The sequence below is a fragment of the Mesorhizobium sp. LSJC280B00 genome, from assembly GCF_000502835.1.
GTDB lineage: Bacteria > Pseudomonadota > Alphaproteobacteria > Rhizobiales > Rhizobiaceae > Mesorhizobium.
This window is the reverse complement of sequence record NZ_AYVL01000013.1, coordinates 115600-134991: the sequence shown is the minus strand read 5'-3', so window position 1 is coordinate 134991 and position 19392 is coordinate 115600. Positions and strand designations below refer to the sequence as shown.

The following is a 19392-nucleotide window of genomic DNA, read 5'->3' as shown; positions in this document are numbered from 1 at the left end:
TCGACGCCGCCGCAGGCGCGTGCCGCGCGCGCCGCCCGGCGCAGTCCGGACAGCAGGGCCGATGTGGCGTAGTTCTGCGTGCCGAAGCCGGCGACGACGACCAGCATATCGGTTGTGTCAGCCGCATCGAAGCGGCCGCTGACCGCCACCGGCAGGCCGCATGTGGTGACCGGCGCCTCGCCTGTCACCGAGACCAGCCTGAAATCAAACAGCGTCTCACCGGCAATGCGGTTGGCGGCGCGCAACGGATCGACGGCCGACGCGACGCACATGATCGACGAGCCGGAGAATACCAGCAGCGTTACCTTGAGCGGCAAACGCTCGGCCCGAAAGATCGTCGGTTTTTCGTTTTTGGTCACACGATCTTCGTAAAACGCAAAACAGTTTCCGGCAAGTCAGGCATTCTTGCCCTACGTTCTATTGGGAGAGAGTCCGATGCCGTTAGCGATGAACCGTGAGGTTTTCATTACCTGTGCCGTGACCGGGTCCGGCGGTTCGCAGGACCGCAGCCCGCATGTGCCGCGCTCGCCCAGAGAGATCGCCGATTCGGCTATCGAGGCGGCAAAGGCAGGTGCTGCAATCGTGCACTGCCATGTGCGCGATCCCGAGACCGGCAAGCCTAGGCGCGACGTGCATCTCTATCGCGAAGTAACCGAGCGCATCCGCGCGGCGGACGTCGACGTGGTGCTGAACCTGACCGCCGGCATGGGGGGTGACATGGTATTCGGCCCGCCGGAGAAGCCGCTGCCGCTGAACGAAAAAGGCACGGACATGGGCGGCGCGAGCAACCGCATGGAACATGTGAGCCAGTGCCTGCCGGAAATCTGCACGCTCGATTGCGGCACCATGAATTTCGCCGAGGCCGATTATGTCATGACCAATACGCCCGGCATGCTGCGTGCCATGGGCGGCATGATGACGGCGCTCGGCGTCAAGCCGGAGATCGAGGCCTTCGACACCGGGCATCTGTGGTTCGCCAAGCAATTGGTCGAGGAAGAAGTGCTGAAGCCGGACGCGCTGGTGCAATTGTGCATGGGCGTGCCGTGGGGCGCGCCGGACGACCTCAACACCTTCATGGCCATGGTCAACAATGTACCGTCGACCTGGAACTGGTCGGCCTTTGCCATTGGCCGCAACCAGATGGCCTATGTCGCAGCCGCGGTGCTGGCCGGCGGCAATGTCCGCGTCGGACTGGAGGATAATCTCTGGCTCGACAAGGGCGTGCTGGCGACCAATGCGCAGCTGGTCGAGCGGGCGGTCAGCATCGTGTCGAATATGGGCGCCAGGGTCATCGGCCCGGACGAAGTCCGCAAGAAGCTGAACCTGACGAAGCGCGCACCGCTTTGAAAGCCGGTAGCCGGTTGGGAGGAGCCGCCGATGAAGACCGTGAAATTCACCGCCATGAAGGACGGCGACCGCGAGGACTATGCCTTCCTCACCGAGCACGAGATCGACTATGCGGCAAAGACCGGCGAGCGGCTGCTCGACGCGCTCGTCCAGCTTGATGCGGGCCTCTCGGGCTACAAGATCACCCGGCTCGGCCATTCACTGCAAGCGGCAACACGGGCCTGGCGCGACGGCGCCGACACCGACTGGATTGCCTGCGCCTTGCTGCACGATATTGGCGACATCTACGCGCCCTATAACCACGACGAGTATGCGGCGTCGATCCTGAAGCCTTTTGTGCGCGAGCAATGCACCTGGGTGGTGGAGAAGCACGGCGATTTCCAGCGCCTCTATTACGCCCACCACCTCGGCGGCAATCCACACGCCCGCGACCGTTTCGCCGGGCACATCTACTTCGACGATTGCGATAAGTTTTGCGAACGCTGGGATCAGTCGAGCTTCGATCCCGACTACGAGACATTGCCGATCGATTTCTTCCGGCCCTTCGTGCTCGAAGTGTTCGCGCGCAAGGCCTATGACGCATCCGTGATCCGTGCCGGCGAGCGTGTCGCCCTCACCGACCCCGCAACAGCCCGCACAAGAACCGGAGCTTCCGCATGAGCATCATCAACAAGGCGGCCGCGATCGGCGGCGGCGTCATCGGCGCCGGCTGGGTGGCGCGGCTGCTGCTCAACGGCATCGACGTGTCGATCTTCGATCCCGATCCCGAGGCGTCACGCAAGGTCGGCGAGGTGATGAAGGGCGCACGCCGCGCCTACAAGCAGATGCTGCCCGGCGGCCTGCCGAAAGAGGGCAAGCTTACCTTCGCCAAGACGATCGCCGAGGCGGTGGCCGACGCCGACTTCATCCAGGAAAGCGTGCCGGAGCGGCTCGACCTGAAGCACCGCGTGCTGGCCGAGATCGACCTTTATGCACCGGCCAACGCCATTATCGGCTCCTCCACCTCCGGCATCAAACCGACCGACATGCAGGTGGCGATGAAGAAGCACCCGGAGCGGCTGGTCGTCGGCCATCCGTTCAACCCCGTCTATCTGCTGCCGCTGGTCGAAATCGTCGGCGGCGAACAGACCTTTCCCGAGGCGATCGAAGTCGCCAAGGAGATGTATGCCTCGATCGGCATGAAGCCGGTGGTGATCCGCAAGGAGATCGAAGCGTTCGTCGGCGACCGGCTGCTCGAAGCGGCCTGGCGCGAGGCGCTGTGGCTGGGNCAAGGAGATCGAAGCGTTCGTCGGCGACCGGCTGCTCGAAGCGGCCTGGCGCGAGGCGCTGTGGCTGGTCAAGGACGGCATCTGCACGGTCGAGGAGCTCGACGACATCATGCGCTACGGCTTCGGCCTGCGCTGGGCGCAGATGGGCATGTTCCAGGTCTATCGCGTCGCCGGCGGCGAGGCCGGCATGCGCCACTTCATGGCGCAGTTCGGCCCGTGCCTGAAATGGCCGTGGACCAAGCTGATGGACGTGCCGGAGTTCAACGATGAGCTGGTCGAGCTGATCGCGACGCAGTCGGACGACCAGGCGCACGGTCTGTCGATCCGCGAGCTCGAAAAGATCCGCGACGACAATCTGGTCGCCATCATGGAGGCACTGTCGAAGCAGAACAAAGGCAAAGGCTGGGGTGCCGGCGCCCTGCATAAGGACTACACCAGGCAGCTGGCCAAGCTCGCGGCCAAGAAGCCCACCGCCTCCAAGGCGGCCGAAAAGGCCAAGGCTGAAAAGCCGAAGAAAAGGAAGAAAGGCTGAGACCATGGATTTTGGTCTTTCGGAGGAGCAGAAGCTCATCGTCGAGACGACTCGGGCCTTCGTCGAGAACGAGCTTTACCCGCATGAGCGCGAAGTAGAGCGTACCGGCGTGCTGCGCCGCGAGCTGATCGAGGAGATCAAGGCCAAGGCGATCGAAGCCGGCCTCTATGCCGCCAACATGCCGGCCGATGTCGGCGGCGCCGGGCTCGATACGGTGACCTGGCTGCTCTATGAAAAGGAACTCGGCCGCGCCAATTACGCGCTGCATTGGACCTGCGTGGCGCGGCCTTCGAACATCCTCCTTGCCGGCACGCCGGAGCAGCGCGAAAAATATCTGTTTCCCTGCATTCGCGGCGAGAAATGGGATTGCCTGGCAATGACCGAGCCGGGCGCCGGCTCCGATCTGCGCGGCATGAAGGCAACCGCCGTGCAAGACGGCGACGACTGGGTGCTGAACGGCACCAAGCATTTCATCAGCCATGCGGATCTCGCCGATTTCGCCATCGTCTTCATGGCCTCGGGTGAGGAAGAGGCTTCGCGTGGAAAACGCAAGAAGATCACCGCCTTTTTCGTCGACAAGGGCACCAAGGGTTTCACCGTGCGCGACGGCTACCGCAACGTCTCGCATCGCGGCTACACCAACGCCATCCTCGAATTCGACGATTGCCGGTTGCCGGCGAGCCAGGTTCTGGGCGAGGTCCACAAGGGCTTCGAGGTCGCCAATTCCTGGCTCGGCGCAACGCGCCTGCAGGTCGGCGCCACCTGCCTTGGCCGTGCCGAGCGGGCGCTTGGCCATGCCATCGAATACGCCGCGCAGCGCCAGCAATTCGGCCAGCCGATCGGCAAATTCCAGGGCGTGTCGTTCAAGCTCGCCGACATGGCGACCGAGCTGAAGGCCGCCGACCTGATGGTGTTCGAAGCCGGCTGGAAGTACGATCAGGGCACCGTCACCGACCAGGACATGGCCATGGCCAAACTGAAGGCCACCGAAATGCTCGCCTTTGTCGCCGACGAGGCGATCCAGATCCATGGCGGCATGGGGCTGATGGACGATTTGCCGCTCGAGCGCATCTGGCGCGACGCCCGCGTCGAGCGCATCTGGGAAGGCACTTCGGAAATCCAGCGCCACATCATCTCGCGGGCGCTGCTGCGCCCGTTCGGGGGCTGAACAGCGCAATGTTTGCATTCCTTCCCACCCCCCTCTGTCCTATCGGACATCTCCCCCTCAAGGGGGGAGATGGGCCGCCATTCCTGATTTCGCCAGTTATTACCGTTGCATGCCTCGGGCCGGCGGCCCAGCTGCCAATCTCCCCCCTTGAGGGGGAGATGCCCGGCAGGGCAGAGGGGGGTCTTCGTGCACAGGCTTGAACGTCTTTTGCGGCCGAAATCGATCGCGGTCTTCGGTGGTGCGCAGGCTGCCGCCGTCGTCGCGCAATCGATCAAGATGGGCTTTGCCGGCGAGATCTGGCCGGTGCATCCGAGCAAGGCCGAGGTCGCCGGCCGCAAGGCCTATCGCTCGGTGGCCGAATTGCCCGGTGCGCCGGATGCCGCTTTCGTCGGCGTCAACCGGCACTTGACCATCGAAGTGGTCAAGGCACTGGCCGAGCGCGGCGCCGGCGGTGCGGTCTGCTTCGCCGCCGGCTTCCTCGAAACCGAGGCCTATGACGAGGACGGCGAGCGGCTGCAGGCCGAGCTGGTCGCGGCGGCGGGCCAAATGCCAATCATCGGGCCGAACTGCTACGGGCTCATCAACTATGCCGACGGCGCGCTTTTGTGGCCCGACCAGCATGGCGGCATCAGGCTGCCAGAAGGCGGTCGCGGCGTTGCCATCATCACCCAGTCGTCGAACATCGCCATCAACATGACGATGCAGAAGCGCGGCCTGCCGATCGCCTTTCTGATGACCGCCGGCAACCAGGCGCAGACCGGGCTTTCCGAAATGGCGCTCGGCCTGATCGAGGACGACCGCGTCACCGCGCTCGGCCTGCATATCGAGGCCTTCGATTCGGTAGCCGGCTTCGAAAGGCTGGCGGCACGGGCACGCGAGCTGAAGAAGCCTGTCATCGCCATGAAGGTCGGCCGCTCCGAGCAGGCGCGGCAGGCGACCGTCTCCCATACCGCGTCGCTGGCCGGCTCGGACGCGGCGTCCGGCGCCTTCCTGAAGCGGCTCGGCATCGCCCGCATCGATTCAATTCCCGCCTTCATCGAGGCGCTCAAGCTGCTGCACGTCACCGGCCCCCTGCCCGGCTACCGGCTGTCGTCGATGAGCTGTTCGGGCGGCGAGGCGTCAGTGATGGCCGACAGCGCCGAAGGCCGCTGGGTGACGTTTCCGCCACTCACCCCCGAGCACCGCGCGCATGTCAAATCGACGCTCGGGCCGCTGGTCGCGGTGGCCAACCCGCTCGACTACCACACCTTCATCTGGAACAACGAGCCGGCGATGACCGCCACCTTCACCGCGATGGTGTCGGGCGGCTTCGACCTCAACATGCTGGTGCTCGATTTCCCGCGCCCCGACCGCTGCTCGGACACCGACTGGTGGGCGACGCTGCGCGCCTTCGAAGTGGCGCTGAAGACCAACAGCGCGCAAGGCGCGATCGTCTCCTCGCTGCCGGAGAACCTGCCCGAGGAATACACTGCCGGCCTGATGGCGCGGGGCATGGTGCCGCTGTTCGGCATCTCCGAAGCCATGGACGCCGCCCAGGCGGCGGCCTTCATCGGCTGGGCCTGGCGCGAGCCGCAGGCGCNCCGCAGGCGCAGCCGATCGACACTTCGGCGTCCGGCGCGCCGGTCGGCGACCATGTCACGCCGGACGAGGCCGAGGCGAAGGCGCGGCTCATCGAGGCCGGGCTCCCCGTGCCGAAGGGCGAGCGCGCCGGCAACGCGGTCGAAGCTGTCATCTCCTCGATGGCGCTCGGCTTCCCGGTGGCGCTGAAGGCCCTTGGTGTCATCCACAAGTCCGAGCTCGACGCGGTCCGGCTCAATTTGAGGGATGCCGAATCCGTCAGCACCGCCGCCCACGATCTCGGCCCGCTCGGCACGGGCCTTTATGTCGAGCGCATGGTGCGCGACGGCGTCGCCGAGCTGCTCGTCGGCTTCACCCGCGACCCGATGTTCGGCGCCGTGATGACGCTCGGCACCGGCGGCGTGCTGGTCGAGCTGTTGCGCGACAGCGTCACGCTGATGCTGCCGGCGACCCGCGACGATATCGAGGCCGCTTTGCGCGGGCTGAAACTGTTCCCGCTGCTCGACGGCTATCGCGGTCGGCCGAAGGCCGATGTTGCAGCGGCAATCGATGCGATATCGGGCATTGCCGCTTTCGTGCAGCAAAACGCCGGCGAGATCGAGGAACTCGACATCAATCCGCTGATCGTCTGCACCGAAGGCAAGGGCGCCTGGATCGCCGATGCGCTGCTGGTGCTTGGAGACAAGAAGAATGTCTGAAATCATTTCGACCCGCCGCGAAGGCGCTGTCCTCGAAGTCACGCTCGACCGGCCCAAGGCCAATGCCATCGACCTGAAGACGTCGCGGCTGATGGGCGAGATTTTCAAGGCGTTTCGCGACGATCCCGACTTGCGCGTCGCCATCGTCAAGACCGCCGGTGACAAGTTCTTCTGCGCCGGCTGGGACCTGAAGGCCGCAGCCAGCGGCGACGCGGTCGACGGCGACTATGGCGTCGGCGGCTTCGGCGGGCTGCAGGAACTGCGCGACCTCAACAAGCCGGTGATCGCCTGCGTCAATGGCATGGCGGTCGGCGGCGGCTTCGAACTGGCGCTATCCTGCGACCTCATCTATGCATCGGATCACTCCTCCTTCGCCCTGCCCGAAATCCGTGCCGGCACGCTGGCCGATGCGGCGACGATCAAGCTGCCTAAGCGCATCCCCTACCATGTCGCCATGGACCTTCTGCTCACCGGCCGCTGGATGGATGTCGCCGAGGCGCATCGATGGGGCCTGGTCAACGAGGTGCTGCCCAAGGAAAGACTGGAGGACCGCGTCTGGGAAATCGCACGGCTGCTTGCCAGCGGCCCGCCGCTGGTCTTCGCCGCGATCAAGGAAACGGCCAGGGTCGCAGAATCGCTGACGTTCCAGGACGCCATGAACCGGGTGACGCGCCGGCAACTGTCGACGGTTGACGCACTCTACGGCTCGGAGGACAATCTCGAGGGCTTTCGCGCCTTTGCCGAAAAGCGCGATCCGGTGTGGAAGGGGAAGTAGTGGTATTGCAGGAATGATGGCGCTCACCCCCCTCTGTCCTGCCGGACATCTCCCCCTCAAGGGGGGAGATTGGGTGTCATCATCGCTTTCGCCAATTGTCGACGCCGGAAAAAAGGCGGTTTCGCCGAAGCTGCCGATCTCCCCACTTGAGGGGGAGATGGCCGGCAGGCCAGAGGGGGGTGTTCAGGCGGATTCATTGCGATCCATTTAGCGCCCATGACCGACTACAAAACCCTCATCGACGCCGAGACCTGGGCCTTCATCGAGCGGACCAATTCTTATTATCCGCCCGATACGATCGACTACACCATCGCCGAGCAGCGCCAGATCTACAACCGGATGTGCCGCGAGTTCTTTGCCGGCTATCCCCAAGGCGTCACGGCGGAAACCACCGCCATTGCCACACCCTGGCACATTCCGATCCGCGTCTACCGCGCCCCGGCGCCGGAAGCGGCGGCGATGGTGCTTTATTTCCATGGCGGCGGTTTTATCCTCGGCGGGCTCGACAGCCATGACGACCTCTGCGCCGAGCTTTGCAGCCGCACCGGCTATGAAGTGGTTTCGGTCGACTACCGGCTGGCGCCTGAGCACCTTCATCCGGCCGCCTTCGACGACGCCATCTGCGCCTTCGAATGGGCGGCGGCGACTTACGAGCGTCCTGTCCTGCTCTGCGGCGACAGTGCCGGCGGCAATCTCGCCGCCGCTGTCAGCCACGCAACGCGCGGACATGCGCGCAAGCCGATCGGCCAAATTCTGGTCTATCCCGGTCTCGGCGGCGACAGCTCCGCCGGTTCCTACGTCACCCACGCGGAAGCGCCGATGCTTACCGCGCGCGACCTCGTTTTCTACAGGGACATCAGGACCGGTGGCGAGGATCGCACCGGCGATCTCACTCTGTGGCCGCTCGCCGACGCCGAGTTCGCCAATCTGCCGCCCACCGTCGTGATCACCGCTGAATGCGACCCGCTGTCGTCGGACGGCGAAGCCTATCGCGACCGCATCGTTGCCGCGGGCGGGCGCGCCTGGTGGCTCGAGGAGCCGGGGCTGGTGCATGGCTATTTGCGCGCCAGGCACACGGCCGGCCGCGCCCGCTCGAGCTTTACCCGGATTGTCGATGCGGTAGCGATTTTGGGAAGGGGCGAGTGGATCTGGTGAGTGATGTCTTCCCGACCAGAACGGGCCTTTGTCGGCCGGTACAGCTCTATTTGCGGCGGCGTCGCCGGCCGGAAACCTGCTTCAGCCAAGGTCCTAAATGAAAGCCGCTCATCAGCAGGTACATCGGGACCATGCCGCCCAGCGGTGACGCCTCTTGCCCGGTCGAGCACATCATGTCCGGCGCGCCGCCGAGAAGCGTCAGCAGCGCCATGGTTGCGAAGGTCGGCGCGGCCGCAAAGGACAGCCAATCGGCTGCACTATGGCCGGCCGGGCTCGCATCGCCGGTGGATCCGCCTGCATGAATCTCGCTCATGTCCGTAGTCCTGCATAGCGAGCGGGATGCGGTCGATCCGTGCATCCCGCTCCTCCAATTGTCCTGGCCGCATTTCCGCGACGCCAAAGACGTTCTATTCAGTGCGGTTCCGGAACGCGGCCTCTCCGGCGTCCGACACCTCGACCCACTTTTTGTCGGGAACGGCTTCGGCGCCGTAATTGTCGTGCCAGTTCCACCACTTGTACGTCGGCGTCTGCGGATAGCCCTCGGGCGAATCCTCCCAAACCTCCTGGCGGCCGAGCGGCGACAGGTCGAGATAGCTCCATACGGTCCCCATCGCCTCGTCGCCGCGGTTGTTGATGAAGTAGGTACGGAACACGCGATCACCGTCGCGGATGAACACGTTGTGGCCGTGCCATTCGTCAACGCCGAAATCGGCATCGAAGCTGTCGGTGATGGTGTACCAGGGCATCTTCCAGTCCATCCGCGCCTTCAGCCGCGCAATGTCGGCCTGCGGTGCGCGCGAGGCGTAGGCAAGCGTGGTGTCGCGGGCGTTCAGATGGGCGAGGTTGCCGACCTGGTCCGCCCCAAGCGAACAGCCGCGGCAAGCGTGGTCGGGCCAGCCGAATACGCCGGGCTCGAAGAAGGCGCGGTAGACGATCAGTTGACGGCGGCCCTCGAACAGGTCGAGCAGGCTCACCTTTCCGTCAGGCCCTTCGAACGTATAGGTCTTCTCCACCGCCATCCACGGCATCCGCCGGCGCTCGGCGGCCAGTGCGTCGCGAGCCCGGGTCACGGTCTTCTCCTTCACGAGCAACTGCTGGCGCGCGGCCTCCCACGCGTCAGGCGAAACGACCGGTGGTGTCTTCATCGCGAGCCGCGTCGTCTGCTCGCCTGTGCCATTCTGATGTGCCGTCATTGTGCATCTCCCTTGCTGGTTTGTCGCCGCACCGGCGCGACGTGTTGGGTCGTGAGCCAGGATAGGGGCGATAGCGGATTGGCGAGAGTGACAAGTGTGACGCGATTCCGACGGGTCCGCTGATCACGGCCAATTTCGCCGCCCGCGACGCCCCTGCGCTCATTCGTGCCCGGACTGCTGAATGGGCCGAGCGCCGGCCAGATAGCGGTCATTGTCAAACGGCTCGGCGTGGTTGCTGTCCGGACTCCACAGCTGCCGGTGGGTTCGTGTGAGATCGCCGAGGTAGACATGCAGTGCACCCGATCGCGCACCGCCCGTATTCGCAACCGCATGCACGGTATTTGACGCCATGTGCACCACGGCAGGCGCTGCGATGTCCTGCCTTTCGGGAACATCGAGTTCGCTGCCGGCAACGGGATAGATGAAGTTCGTCTCGCTGCCCTTGTAGATGCCGATCAAGGCATCCATCAGGTGGTTGTGAGGCGGGTACTGCAGGCCGGGCGACAGAGTGATGTGATAGATCGTCAGGTTCGGACTCGCATGCAGAAGCACCTCGTCGTCGTCTTCTTCGTGAGCGAGTGTTCCCGATGCGTGAAAGCGGTTGGTGTAGTCGCCCAGGACCGTCCTTACCGCTTCGAGGGGATCTGGCCCTTTCGCTGCATTGACGATATCATCGGCAACGGCGTAGAGGGGCGAGTTGGCGGCTAAAGGCATATCAGTTATCCTCCCTGAGATGCTCAGATTGCTTATCTGAGATGCTCACGCTAGCGAATGCTGAGGCCAGCGTCAATCGGACAGCCAGACGGACAAAATATGAAAACGACGAAGTTGACCGCCGAACCGGCAAGACCGGCTACGGTCGAGGCGACAGCACTGTCGGCCGCCGACGTCCTTCGCAGGGAACAGGCATATGAGCAGCTGAGGAACGACATCATTGCCTGCGTTCTGCGCCCTGGTGAAGCGCTGACGGAGAAGCAGATCGGCGATCGATACCAGATCAAAAAGGCGACCATCCGCGCGGCGCTGGCCCGACTGATGCAGGAAGGACTGGTCAGGAGCGAGCCGCGCCGCGGCTACGTCGTTGCGACGCTTAGCCTGCGGGACGTCAACGAGATCTTCGATGTCCGCAGCTTGATCGAGCCGGAAGTGTTCAGGGTGGCGGCATCGAACATGACCGAGCGCGGGCTCGAGGATGTCAGGCTGGCAGCGCAAAAAGTGCTTAAGCCGGAGACGCTACGCAGCCACGTCGCCTTCCTTGCGGCCGACCGTGCCTTTCGTCTGGCCCTTGCGGAGCTCTCGGGAAATTTACGACTGGCGCATCTCCTGGACCAGATACTCGACCAGTCGGCGCGGGTTCTCCACCTCGGCTTCAAGTCCCGCGACTTCACCCAGTTGATCATCGCCCAGCAAAAGGAGCTGGTCCTTGCCTGCGAGGCAGGCGAGGTTTCCGCCATCGTCAAACTTGCCCGTTCGCAGTGCCTGTCTCTCAAGAAGCAGGTGCTCGAGGCTTTGCTTGCCGGTTCCAAGCTTCAAGACGTCAATTTGCAGCCCTTCGCCTGATGCACGCCGTTGGGGGCCAAATGCCTTACCCCGCCGCGCGTGCCGCCGCCCGTCCGGCACTGCGGCCGGAAAAGATGCAGCCGCCGAGAAACGTGCCTTCGAGCGCTGCATAGCCGTGCATGCCGCCGCCGCCGAAACCGGCGGCCTCGCCCGCCGCGTACAGCCCCTCGACTGGTTGGCCGCCGGCGCCCAGCACGCGGCTGTCGAGGTCAGTCTCCAGCCCACCGAGCGTCTTGCGGGTCAGGATGCTGAGCCTGACGGCAATCAGCGGGCCATTGGCGGGATCGAGCAGCTTGTGCGGTCTTGCGGTGCGGATCAGCCGGTCGCCGAGATAGGCTCGCGCGCCGCGCAACGCAGTAATCTGCATGTCCTTGGAGAACGGATTATCGAGCTGCCGGTCGCGGGCGCGGATTTCGCGCTCAACCTGCGCCAGTTCGAGCAGCGGCTCGCCGCCGGCCACTGCGTTCATGTGGGCGACCAGCGCCGGCAAATCAGGCTCGACGATGAAATCCTCGCCCTTCTCCATGAACGCCTTGACCGGCGCGGGAACGCCGCTGGTGGCGCGGCCGAGCACCTGGCGCCAGCTCTTCCCCGTCAGATCGGGGTTCTGCTCGGAGCCCGACAGCGCGAACTCCTTCTGGATGATCTTTTTGGTCAGGATGAACCAGGAATGATCGAAGCCGGTGCTCATGATGTGGCTGAGCGTGGCCAACGTGTCGAAGCCGGGATAGAGCGGGACCGGCAGGCGCTTGCCGCGCGCATCGAGCCACAGCGATGACGGGCCGGGCAGGATGCGGATCGCATGATCGGTCCAGATCGGTGCCCAGTTCCTGACGCCCTCGACATAGTGCCACATGCGGTCGCGGTTGATCAGCCGGCCGCCGGCGGCTTCGACGATCGCCAGCATGCGGCCGTCGACATGATCGGGAACGCCAGTGATCATGCGTTTCGGCGGCGCGCCCATCCGCTTCGGCCAATTCTCCCGGACCAGCTGGTGATTGGCGCCGATGCCGCCGGAGGCGACGATGACGGCCTGCGCCTTCAGCTCGAAATCGCCGGTGATCTCGCGCGAGCTCTTGCGGCCGCGCTCGGCATCGCTCGCCGCCAATAGGTCGCCGCGCACGCCGTTGACGACGCTGCCCGTCCGCGTCAATTCGTTGACCCGGTGACGGAATTTGAAGCGGATCAGCCCGCGTTTCTCGGCCTCGCGTACGCGCTGCACGAACGGTTCGAGCACGCCAGGGCCGGTGCCCCAGGTGATGTGGAAGCGCGGCACCGAATTGCCGTGGCCGACGGCATTGCCGCCGCCGCGCTCGGCCCAGCCGACCACCGGAAAGAATTTCAGGCCGCGCTGCATGAGCCAGGAGCGCTTCTCGCCGGCGGCGAAGCCGAGATAGGCCTCGGCCCAGCGGCGCGGCCAGAGATCTTCCGTGCGGTCGAAGGCCGCGGTGCCCAGCCAGTCCTCGAGCGCCAGCTCATACGAATCGCGGATGCGCATGCGCCGTTGTTCGGGCGAATCGACAAGGAAGATGCCGCCGAGCGACCAGAATGCCTGGCCGCCAAGCGACTGTTCCGGCTCCTGCTCGACGATGATGGTCTTCTTGCCGGCCGCAGTCAGTTCGGCCGCCGCGACAAGGCCGGTAAGGCCGGCGCCGACAATGATCACATCCGCATCGTCGGACATCTATTTGGCCATGATCTCGTCCAAAAACCGGTCCCCTTTTTGGGATCATGGCCGGCCTAGACTGTTTCCCAGCCTTCCTTCTCGCCGGCGCGGAAGATGGCATCGATGACCTTCTGGTTGAGCACCGATTCTTCTAGAGTGAAGACGCGGTCCTTGCCGCCCTGCGCAGCCCGCGCGAAGGCCTCGACTTCCAGCCGGTATTGCTGCGTGCCGGGAAAGCGGAACACCTGCGCCTCGCTGTGGTTCTGGTTGTGCAGCTCGACGCGGTGATGGTCGTAGAGCCCGGCGTTGAACGGTGAGAACACCTCGATGAAGCCCTTCTCGCCGTGGAAGACCATCACCTGGCGTGCCGCCATTTGCGTCGACAGGTAAAACGACAGCTCGAAGTCGCCGAAATCGGCGCGGATCGAGGAATAGATGTCGGTGCCGAACGTCTTGTCGCGCTCGATCGTCGCCTGGACGCGCAGCGGCTCCTTGCCGGTCGAAAAGCGTGTCGACACTGTCGGGTAGACACCGATGTCGGGCAGCGCGCCGCCGCCGAGATCGAGCTTGTTGCGCATGTTGTTGGGGTCGACATTGTAATAGGAGAACGCGCCCTGGACATGGCGCAGCCGGCCGATGGCGCCGTTGGCGATCAGCTCGCGCACCTTGATCCACTGCGGATGGTAGACGACCATGAAGGCTTCGCAGACCAGCACCTTCCTGGCATCGCGCAGCTTGATCAGCGGCGGAATGTCCCCGGCATCGAGCGCCAGCGGTTTTTCGACCAGAACATGCTTGCCGGCCTCGATCGCCTTGGCCGTCCATTCGACATGCTGCGAGGTCGGCAGCGGAATGTAGACGCCGTCGATGTCGCTGGAGGCGAGCAGCTCCTCATAGGAGCCGAACGCGTGGCGCGCACCGAAGCGTTCGCCCAGCGCCCGCGCTTTCGACAGATCGCGGCTGGCAATCGCGGACAGCACGCCGTTCTCCGCCTCGACGATTGCCGGCAAAAGCTGCTCGCGGCCGATCTTGGCCGTCGACAAAACACCCCATCGGAACATCAAATTTCTCCTCTCGATTGCAGGCCTGGAGGTTTGCCCTAATTCAGGAGAAAAGCCAATGCGGGAGCATGGCGGCGAACAGGGCGATCATCTGCGGCTTGTCCGGATGCCCGCGCTGCCCTGGCGGAACCTGCAAAGGCTATCCCCTTCTACCCGTCAGCGTCATGTCGAAGTCGACGACGTTGGAATAAATCGGCGTGCCGACATCCATGCCGTAGCGCGACCGCAGCACCTTGCCGGTGACGTGGAATTTTATCGTGCCCGCCTTGAGGCCACCGAGATCGGCCGTGAACTTTTCCTGAAAGGTCTTGCCGCGCGCCGTCAGCCTGCCGGTAACCAGGGCTGACGTGTCGCCGGTGCGTTTGACGCTGGTCGAACGGAACTGGATCTCCGGATTGTCGGCGGCGTCGAAGACCGCGTCCGAGCGAAGAAAGGCATCGATGCGGCTTTGGCCGGTGCCGACGCTTTCGGGGAAGATGGTGAAATTGACCTGGGACCGGCCGACATCGCTGTTGTCGATGAGGATACTGCCCTTGAAGCGGGCGAAGGCACCGTCGAGCCCGCCGCCGCCGAGCTTGCCGATGGAGAAGTGGATGCTGGAACTCCCCGGGCGGATGATGTAGCTGCCGGCCGCGTCGCCGAGGGCAACGGCGGCGAAAACAGGCATGGCAATACAAGCGGCGGCGGCCGCAAATCCGAAGATGCGCGCGTACATGGAAATGGTCCTCTTGGCAGGCAACGCTTTCTTGCGTCCTCGCCCCATCAACGAATGAGCCGTCCGCTCTATTCCCTGTCGTGATGTGACGAAGCCGTGATCATGCGCGTCAGCACGGTATCCCTCAGCCAGAAATGATGGCGCAGCGCTGCGGCGAGATGCAAAGCGACAAGTCCGATGCCGGCATAGGCGAGATACCAGTGCGTCGCTGCCCAGAAGCTTTCTGCCGTGTCCGATTCACCGAGCGGCAGATTGGGCATGACGAACAGATTGAACGGCACGGTCGGGATCTCCAGCACCGAGACCGAGACCAGCGCCCAGCCGGACAACGGCAGAGCGAGCTGAAACGCATAAAGCGCGAGATGGACCAGCGGCGCCGCACGGCGCTCGAAAGGCCCGACCGAGCGCGGCAGCGATGGGGCCGGTCTGCCTAGGCGCCAGGCGATGCGCAGGATGACCAGTCCAAGCAGCAGGAAGCCGAAGGATTTATGCAGCTGGATCAGCTCGAAGGCGGTGCGCTGGCTGGACAGCCGCACCATGACGAAGCCGAGCACGAACTGGCCGATAAAGAGCGCCGCGATCAGCCAGTGAAGGATGATCGCCGTCCAGCCGTAGCCGGCCGTCTGGTTTTTGGGCAGTGCTGACATGGTCGGTGAACGAATGCCAGGTCGGCTTTCTTCCACCTCTCCCTTGTGGGGAGGGTTGGCTTACTCGCCGACCTTGAAAAAATCGACAAAGGCCCTGAGCGCCGGCCGCATCTGGCGGCGGCTGGGGTAATAGACGAAGAAGCCGTCGAAGCGCGGGCACCAGTCCTCCAGCACGCGAACGAGCTTGCCGGCGGCGAGCGCGGCGCGGACATAGTCCTCGAACACGAAGGCGAGCCCGGCGCCGTCAACCGCGGCATTGGCAATCAGATGGTCCTCGTCGAGGATCAGCGGCCCTTGCACCGCTATCTCGATCTCCTCGCCGTTTTGCTCGAATTCCCAGCGGTAGAGAATGCCGCTGGAGAAGCGGAAGCGGATGCAGCGGTAAGCGGCGAGATCGCGCGGATGCTGCGGCTTGGGCACGGTCTCGAAGTAGGCTGGCGCGCCGACCACGGCGCCGCGAAGGTCTGGTCCGATGCGCACCGCGATCATGTCGCGCTGCAGGCTCTCGCCCAGTCGCACACCGGCATCGAAGCCGCCCTCGACGACGTCGGTGAAGCGGTCCTCGATGACGATCTCCAGCACGATGTCGGGATAGGCAGCCGCAAAGGCGCTGAGCCTCGGCGTCAGCGCCAGGTGGGCCGCGGTGCGCGGCACGGTCAGCCGGAGATTGCCGGCCGGCCGGTCGCGCGCCTCGATCGCCGATTCCAGCGCCAGGTCGATTTCCGACAGCGCCGGCCTGAGGCGCTCGAGCAGTTGCGCGCCCTCCTCGGTCGGAGCGACGCTGCGCGTGCTGCGCGCCAGCAGGCGAACGCCAAGACACGCTTCCAGGCTGGACACCGCATAGCTGACCGCCGATGGCGCGATCGCCAGCTCCTTGGCGGCGCCGCGAAAACTGCCGCATTGGGCGACCGTTGCCAGTACCGCGAGCTGTGAAAGATGGGTTCGCTTCATTGATCTATTTCTTGGAACAGCCCGTGCAAATGAGAGCCGATTATCGAACGCAGGGCAAGACGCTATCTCTGCGGCATCACAACCATCACAACAAGGAGACACGTGATGCAAACCCGCAAGCTTGGCAATGAACTTGACGTCTACCCGGTCGGCCTCGGCTGCATGGGGATGAGCTTTGCCTATGGTGGCCAGCCGGAGGCGGAGGCGATTGCCACGCTGCGCCATGCCGTCGAGATCGGGGTCAATTTCTTCGACACGGCCGAGGTCTATGGCCCTTACGAGAACGAAATCCTGGTCGGCAAGGCGCTGAAGCCGGTGCGTGACAAGGTGACGATCGCAACCAAATTCGGCTTCAAGATCCTCGAAGAAGGCAGCGGCATGGAGCGCATGGCCGGTGTCGATAGCCGCCCGGAGCATGTCAAGGCGGTGGCCGAAGCGTCATTGAAGCGGTTGGATACGGAGGTGATCGATCTCTATTACCAGCACCGCGTCGACCCCAACGTGCCGATCGAGGATACGGTCGGCGCCATGGCCGAGCTGGTGCGCGAGGGCAAGGTGCGGGCGCTCGGCCTGTCGGAGGCGAGTGCGGCGACCATCCGCCGGGCGCATGCCGTGCACCCGATCGCCGCCGTGCAGAGCGAGTATTCACTGTGGAGCCGCGATCCGGAGGGGGAAGTGTTTGCCGTCTGCCGCGAGCTCGGCATCGGCTTTGTCCCGTATAGCCCGCTCGGCCGCGGCCTGCTCACCGGCACGATCGCCAAGCCCGATGTTCTCGGCGCCGACGACTGGCGCCGCGGGTTGCCGCGCTTCCAGGCCGACGCCATGGCGGCCAATGCGGCGGTCGTCGCCGTGCTGGAAAAGATGGCCGCCGGGAAGGGCGTGACGCCGGCGCAGCTGGCGCTCGCCTGGGTGCTGCATCAGGGCGACTTCATTGTCCCGATCCCTGGTGCCCGCAAGATCCGACATCTCGAACAGAATACGGCGGCAGCCGATATCGTACTGAGCCAGGCCGAGGTGGCATCCATCGGCGACGCCCTGTCGCCGGAAAAGGTGGTCGGCAAGCGCTATACCGAGGAGCTGCTGGCGCTGGTCAACGGGTGAACGGCAATCGACGGCGCAATCGAAACGGGGCGTTTCGGCACCCCTTTTTGACTAATACGGTGCGATGCAAAGCGTTGTGAGACCTCGGCGCGAGGCACCCCCTCTGTCCTGCCGGACATCTCCCCCTCAAGGGGGGAGATTGGCAGTTCCCGCGCCCTCCCCGCCCTTCCGGCGCCGGTGATTGGCGAAAGCCGAGGCGACATCCGATCTCCCCCCTTGAGGGGGAGATGCCCGGCAGGGCAGAGGGGGGGTGCCTCGCGCCGACATTTCCTACCAAGGCACGACACTGATCTCCGGCCAGTTCTCCCTGGCACGCGCGCCCTTCATCTCGTGCGTCTGCCGATTATCCAGTGCACGGTTCGGGGTAACGCGAAACGAGAAGATGTCGTCGAGCCCGAACGGCGCCACGAGCGCGAGTTGCCCATCGATGCCGAATCTAACGCCGACCGCATGGGTTTTCGAAGCGAAATAGGACAGCGCCTCGGCGGACGACGACAGTCTGGGATAGGAACCGCCAAAGCGCGCCTCAAACCACAGATGCACCCGCGCCTGGTTGCGCACTTCGACCGGCAGCGTCAGTCCTTCGAACTGCTTCGCCGCCCGGCGGATGACCGTGTCCTCGGCTTCATAGGACAGATCGCTCTCATCGAAATAGAACAGGTCGACATCCCGGATGCCGTACCCCGAGGGCTTTCCGGTCAGATGATTCCAGACGCTGTTGTAAAGCGCGCCTGAGACGACCAGCCAGTCCGGCAGGCCTAGCACCCGTACCCGCGACAGCGTCTCACCGACCAGCGGATCGGCTGAGACGATATCGAGAAAGACTGCACGCTGTTCCTCGAAGGGCAGCCCTGAATAGCGCAGATGGTCCATCGCCCTTTGGAGGGCGATTCGTCACCTGCCGGCAACCCCTCTAGATCCTCAGCGCGCCATCCGTTGTGCAATTATCGGAAAGGGCGTCGTGACGCCCATTTCTGCAGGCTAGTTTCCCTCTCGCCCAAGGCTCATTGTTCGGTCGGTCTCGGACCAGAAGACTGGCTCCTCGATTGGCGGCCATTCTTCGCCGTACACAAAGCCTTCGATCGCATCTAGCTTTCCTTCAATCTCATCGAAGAACAGCACCATGCCGCAAAGAAGCTGGTCAGGTCCAACGCACGCTACCCGAAGCGAACTGAACACTCGACTCTCAAAGCGCAATTCCGGGGGAACCGATGAGGCAACGATTGTGGTCATGAACCCTACAGGATCGCGGCTGCGGTCTTTGACTTTCAGCGCACGCATCATGTCAGGAGAAACGCCGGCGGAACGGCAGAACTCCTTGACGAAAAACACTTCCAGCGGGGTCAGGTGCATTTAGCTCAGCGGCAGAACGGACAGCGTTTCATTGGCGCTTGTACATCACGTCCGTTCGGATGACGTACTTGCGCCCCGACAGCACCTCGTCGCCGCGATGCTCGATCGGATGGTAGAACGCCAGTGCCATTCCTTTCTTCGGCTTCACCAGAAGACTGCTACCGGCATAGCCCGGCACCTCGCCGCGAAACGAGGTTCCTCCCCCTTCAAATCCATCTGATAGATAAATCATGAACGTGAACTGACTGCGCTCCAAGGCGTGGCGCTCGAAATAGCCGTCATGGTGCCAATCGAACTTCTGGCCCGGCCCATAGCGATAGAAACGGAAACGCTCATTCAGCCCGGTCAAGCGCCAGTCGCCGAGACCACGATAGAGCAGAGGCCGCGCCCGTGCGAAGAGCAAATCCGCAAGGTCCTCGTCATCGAAGACAACCCGGTCGTTATTGCGAAGCTCCTTCAGGACGGTGGCGCCGCCGGAGCTGTTCACCTTGGCCGCCTCGAAACCGTGCCGTTCACTGTCAGCGATCAGATCGGCGCATTCCTGGTCATCCAAGAAGCCGTCGATCGTCCCGATGTGAGTTGCCAGCCAGGTGATGGAGAGTTTGCTGGTGTGAACCATCATCG

18 protein-coding genes and 3 pseudogenes are annotated in these 19392 nt (G+C 64.1%); 9 read left to right on the top strand and 12 right to left on the bottom strand.

All coding sequences use genetic code 11. The features are described 5' to 3' along the window. A pseudogene (locus X773_RS58260) lies at window positions 1-359 on the bottom strand (GlxA family transcriptional regulator); the annotation flags it as partial. A 76-nt stretch (window positions 360-435) separates the two neighbouring features. On the opposite strand from X773_RS58260, the gene X773_RS58255 reads away from it, so the two are divergent. The 7 genes and pseudogenes from X773_RS58255 (at window position 436) to X773_RS58225 (ending at window position 8521) form a co-directional block, all read left to right on the top strand. Then, window positions 436-1347, top strand: coding sequence for a 3-keto-5-aminohexanoate cleavage protein (locus tag X773_RS58255; protein WP_023677595.1), 912 nt, complete (start codon window positions 436-438; stop codon window positions 1345-1347). Between the two features lie 30 nt (window positions 1348-1377). Next, complete coding sequence (locus X773_RS58250) at window positions 1378-2007, top strand: HD domain-containing protein (protein WP_023677594.1); 630 nt, start codon at window positions 1378-1380, stop codon at window positions 2005-2007. Continuing rightward, a pseudogene (locus tag X773_RS58245) lies at window positions 2004-3060 on the top strand (3-hydroxyacyl-CoA dehydrogenase NAD-binding domain-containing protein); the annotation flags it as partial. The gene X773_RS58250 and the pseudogene X773_RS58245, both read left to right, overlap by 4 nt. A 91-nt stretch (window positions 3061-3151) precedes the next feature. Further along, on the top strand, window positions 3152-4315 hold the full coding sequence (locus X773_RS58240; protein ID WP_023677593.1) for an acyl-CoA dehydrogenase: 1164 nt from the start codon (window positions 3152-3154) through the stop codon (window positions 4313-4315). A 186-nt stretch (window positions 4316-4501) separates the two neighbouring features. Further along, window positions 4502-6591, top strand: a pseudogene (locus X773_RS58235) (acetate--CoA ligase family protein). Continuing rightward, window positions 6584-7366: a carnitinyl-CoA dehydratase gene (locus X773_RS58230; RefSeq protein WP_023677592.1), complete on the top strand. Its 783-nt coding sequence runs from the start codon at window positions 6584-6586 to the stop codon at window positions 7364-7366. Before X773_RS58235 ends, X773_RS58230 begins: the two are co-directional and overlap by 8 nt. Before the next feature lie 216 nt (window positions 7367-7582). Continuing rightward, on the top strand, window positions 7583-8521 hold the full coding sequence (locus X773_RS58225; protein WP_023677591.1) for an alpha/beta hydrolase: 939 nt from the start codon (window positions 7583-7585) through the stop codon (window positions 8519-8521). 46 nt (window positions 8522-8567) lie between these two features. Here X773_RS58225 and X773_RS58220 read toward each other — a convergent pair whose 3' ends face one another. The 3 genes from X773_RS58220 to X773_RS58210 form a co-directional block, all read right to left on the bottom strand. Beyond that, complete coding sequence (locus X773_RS58220; RefSeq protein WP_023677590.1) at window positions 8568-8834, bottom strand: hypothetical protein; 267 nt, start codon at window positions 8832-8834, stop codon at window positions 8568-8570. Window positions 8835-8928: 94 nt separating this feature from the next. Next, on the bottom strand, window positions 8929-9714 hold the full coding sequence (locus X773_RS58215) for a DUF899 domain-containing protein (protein ID WP_023677589.1): 786 nt from the start codon (window positions 9712-9714) through the stop codon (window positions 8929-8931). Between the two features lie 159 nt (window positions 9715-9873). Beyond that, window positions 9874-10428 carry an autotransporter gene (locus X773_RS58210; RefSeq protein WP_023677588.1) on the bottom strand — a complete coding sequence of 185 codons (555 nt, stop codon included), beginning with the start codon at window positions 10426-10428 and terminating at the stop codon, window positions 9874-9876. A 99-nt stretch (window positions 10429-10527) separates the two neighbouring features. On the opposite strand from X773_RS58210, the gene X773_RS58205 reads away from it, so the two are divergent. Further along, window positions 10528-11274, top strand: coding sequence for a GntR family transcriptional regulator (locus X773_RS58205; protein WP_023677587.1), 747 nt, complete (start codon window positions 10528-10530; stop codon window positions 11272-11274). Between the two features lie 25 nt (window positions 11275-11299). Here the strand turns inward: X773_RS58205 and X773_RS58200 are convergent, their stop codons facing one another. The 5 genes from X773_RS58200 to X773_RS58180 form a co-directional block, all read right to left on the bottom strand. Continuing rightward, the gene (locus X773_RS58200; RefSeq protein WP_023677586.1) at window positions 11300-12958 is read right to left on the bottom strand and encodes an FAD-binding dehydrogenase; all 1659 of its coding nucleotides are present in this window, start codon (window positions 12956-12958) and stop codon (window positions 11300-11302) included. A 56-nt stretch (window positions 12959-13014) separates the two neighbouring features. Further along, entirely contained in the window at window positions 13015-14001 is a 987-nt protein-coding gene (locus X773_RS58195) for a Gfo/Idh/MocA family oxidoreductase (RefSeq protein WP_023677585.1), read from the bottom strand. Window positions 14002-14140: 139 nt separating this feature from the next. Beyond that, the gene (locus X773_RS58190) at window positions 14141-14716 is read right to left on the bottom strand and encodes a YceI family protein (RefSeq protein WP_023677583.1); all 576 of its coding nucleotides are present in this window, start codon (window positions 14714-14716) and stop codon (window positions 14141-14143) included. 68 nt (window positions 14717-14784) lie between these two features. Then, the gene (locus tag X773_RS58185; protein ID WP_023677582.1) at window positions 14785-15363 is read right to left on the bottom strand and encodes a cytochrome b; all 579 of its coding nucleotides are present in this window, start codon (window positions 15361-15363) and stop codon (window positions 14785-14787) included. 60 nt (window positions 15364-15423) lie between these two features. Next, entirely contained in the window at window positions 15424-16314 is an 891-nt protein-coding gene (locus X773_RS58180; RefSeq protein ID WP_023677581.1) for a LysR family transcriptional regulator, read from the bottom strand. Window positions 16315-16419: 105 nt separating this feature from the next. On the opposite strand from X773_RS58180, the gene X773_RS58175 reads away from it, so the two are divergent. Further along, a complete protein-coding gene (locus X773_RS58175; protein ID WP_023677580.1) occupies window positions 16420-17415 on the top strand; it encodes an aldo/keto reductase in 996 nt (331 codons plus the stop codon). A 270-nt stretch (window positions 17416-17685) separates the two neighbouring features. On the opposite strand, the gene X773_RS58170 is transcribed toward X773_RS58175, so the two are convergent. The 3 genes from X773_RS58170 to X773_RS58160 all read right to left on the bottom strand — a co-directional run bounded on the left by X773_RS58170 (window position 17686) and on the right by X773_RS58160 (window position 19390). Then, window positions 17686-18288, bottom strand: coding sequence for a nucleotidyltransferase family protein (locus tag X773_RS58170; protein WP_023677579.1), 603 nt, complete (start codon window positions 18286-18288; stop codon window positions 17686-17688). A gap of 108 nt (window positions 18289-18396) precedes the next feature. Next, the gene (locus X773_RS58165; RefSeq protein ID WP_023677578.1) at window positions 18397-18768 is read right to left on the bottom strand and encodes a hypothetical protein; all 372 of its coding nucleotides are present in this window, start codon (window positions 18766-18768) and stop codon (window positions 18397-18399) included. A gap of 28 nt (window positions 18769-18796) precedes the next feature. Then, a complete protein-coding gene (locus X773_RS58160; RefSeq protein ID WP_245274729.1) occupies window positions 18797-19390 on the bottom strand; it encodes a 2OG-Fe(II) oxygenase in 594 nt (197 codons plus the stop codon). Window positions 19391-19392 lie beyond the last annotated feature (2 nt).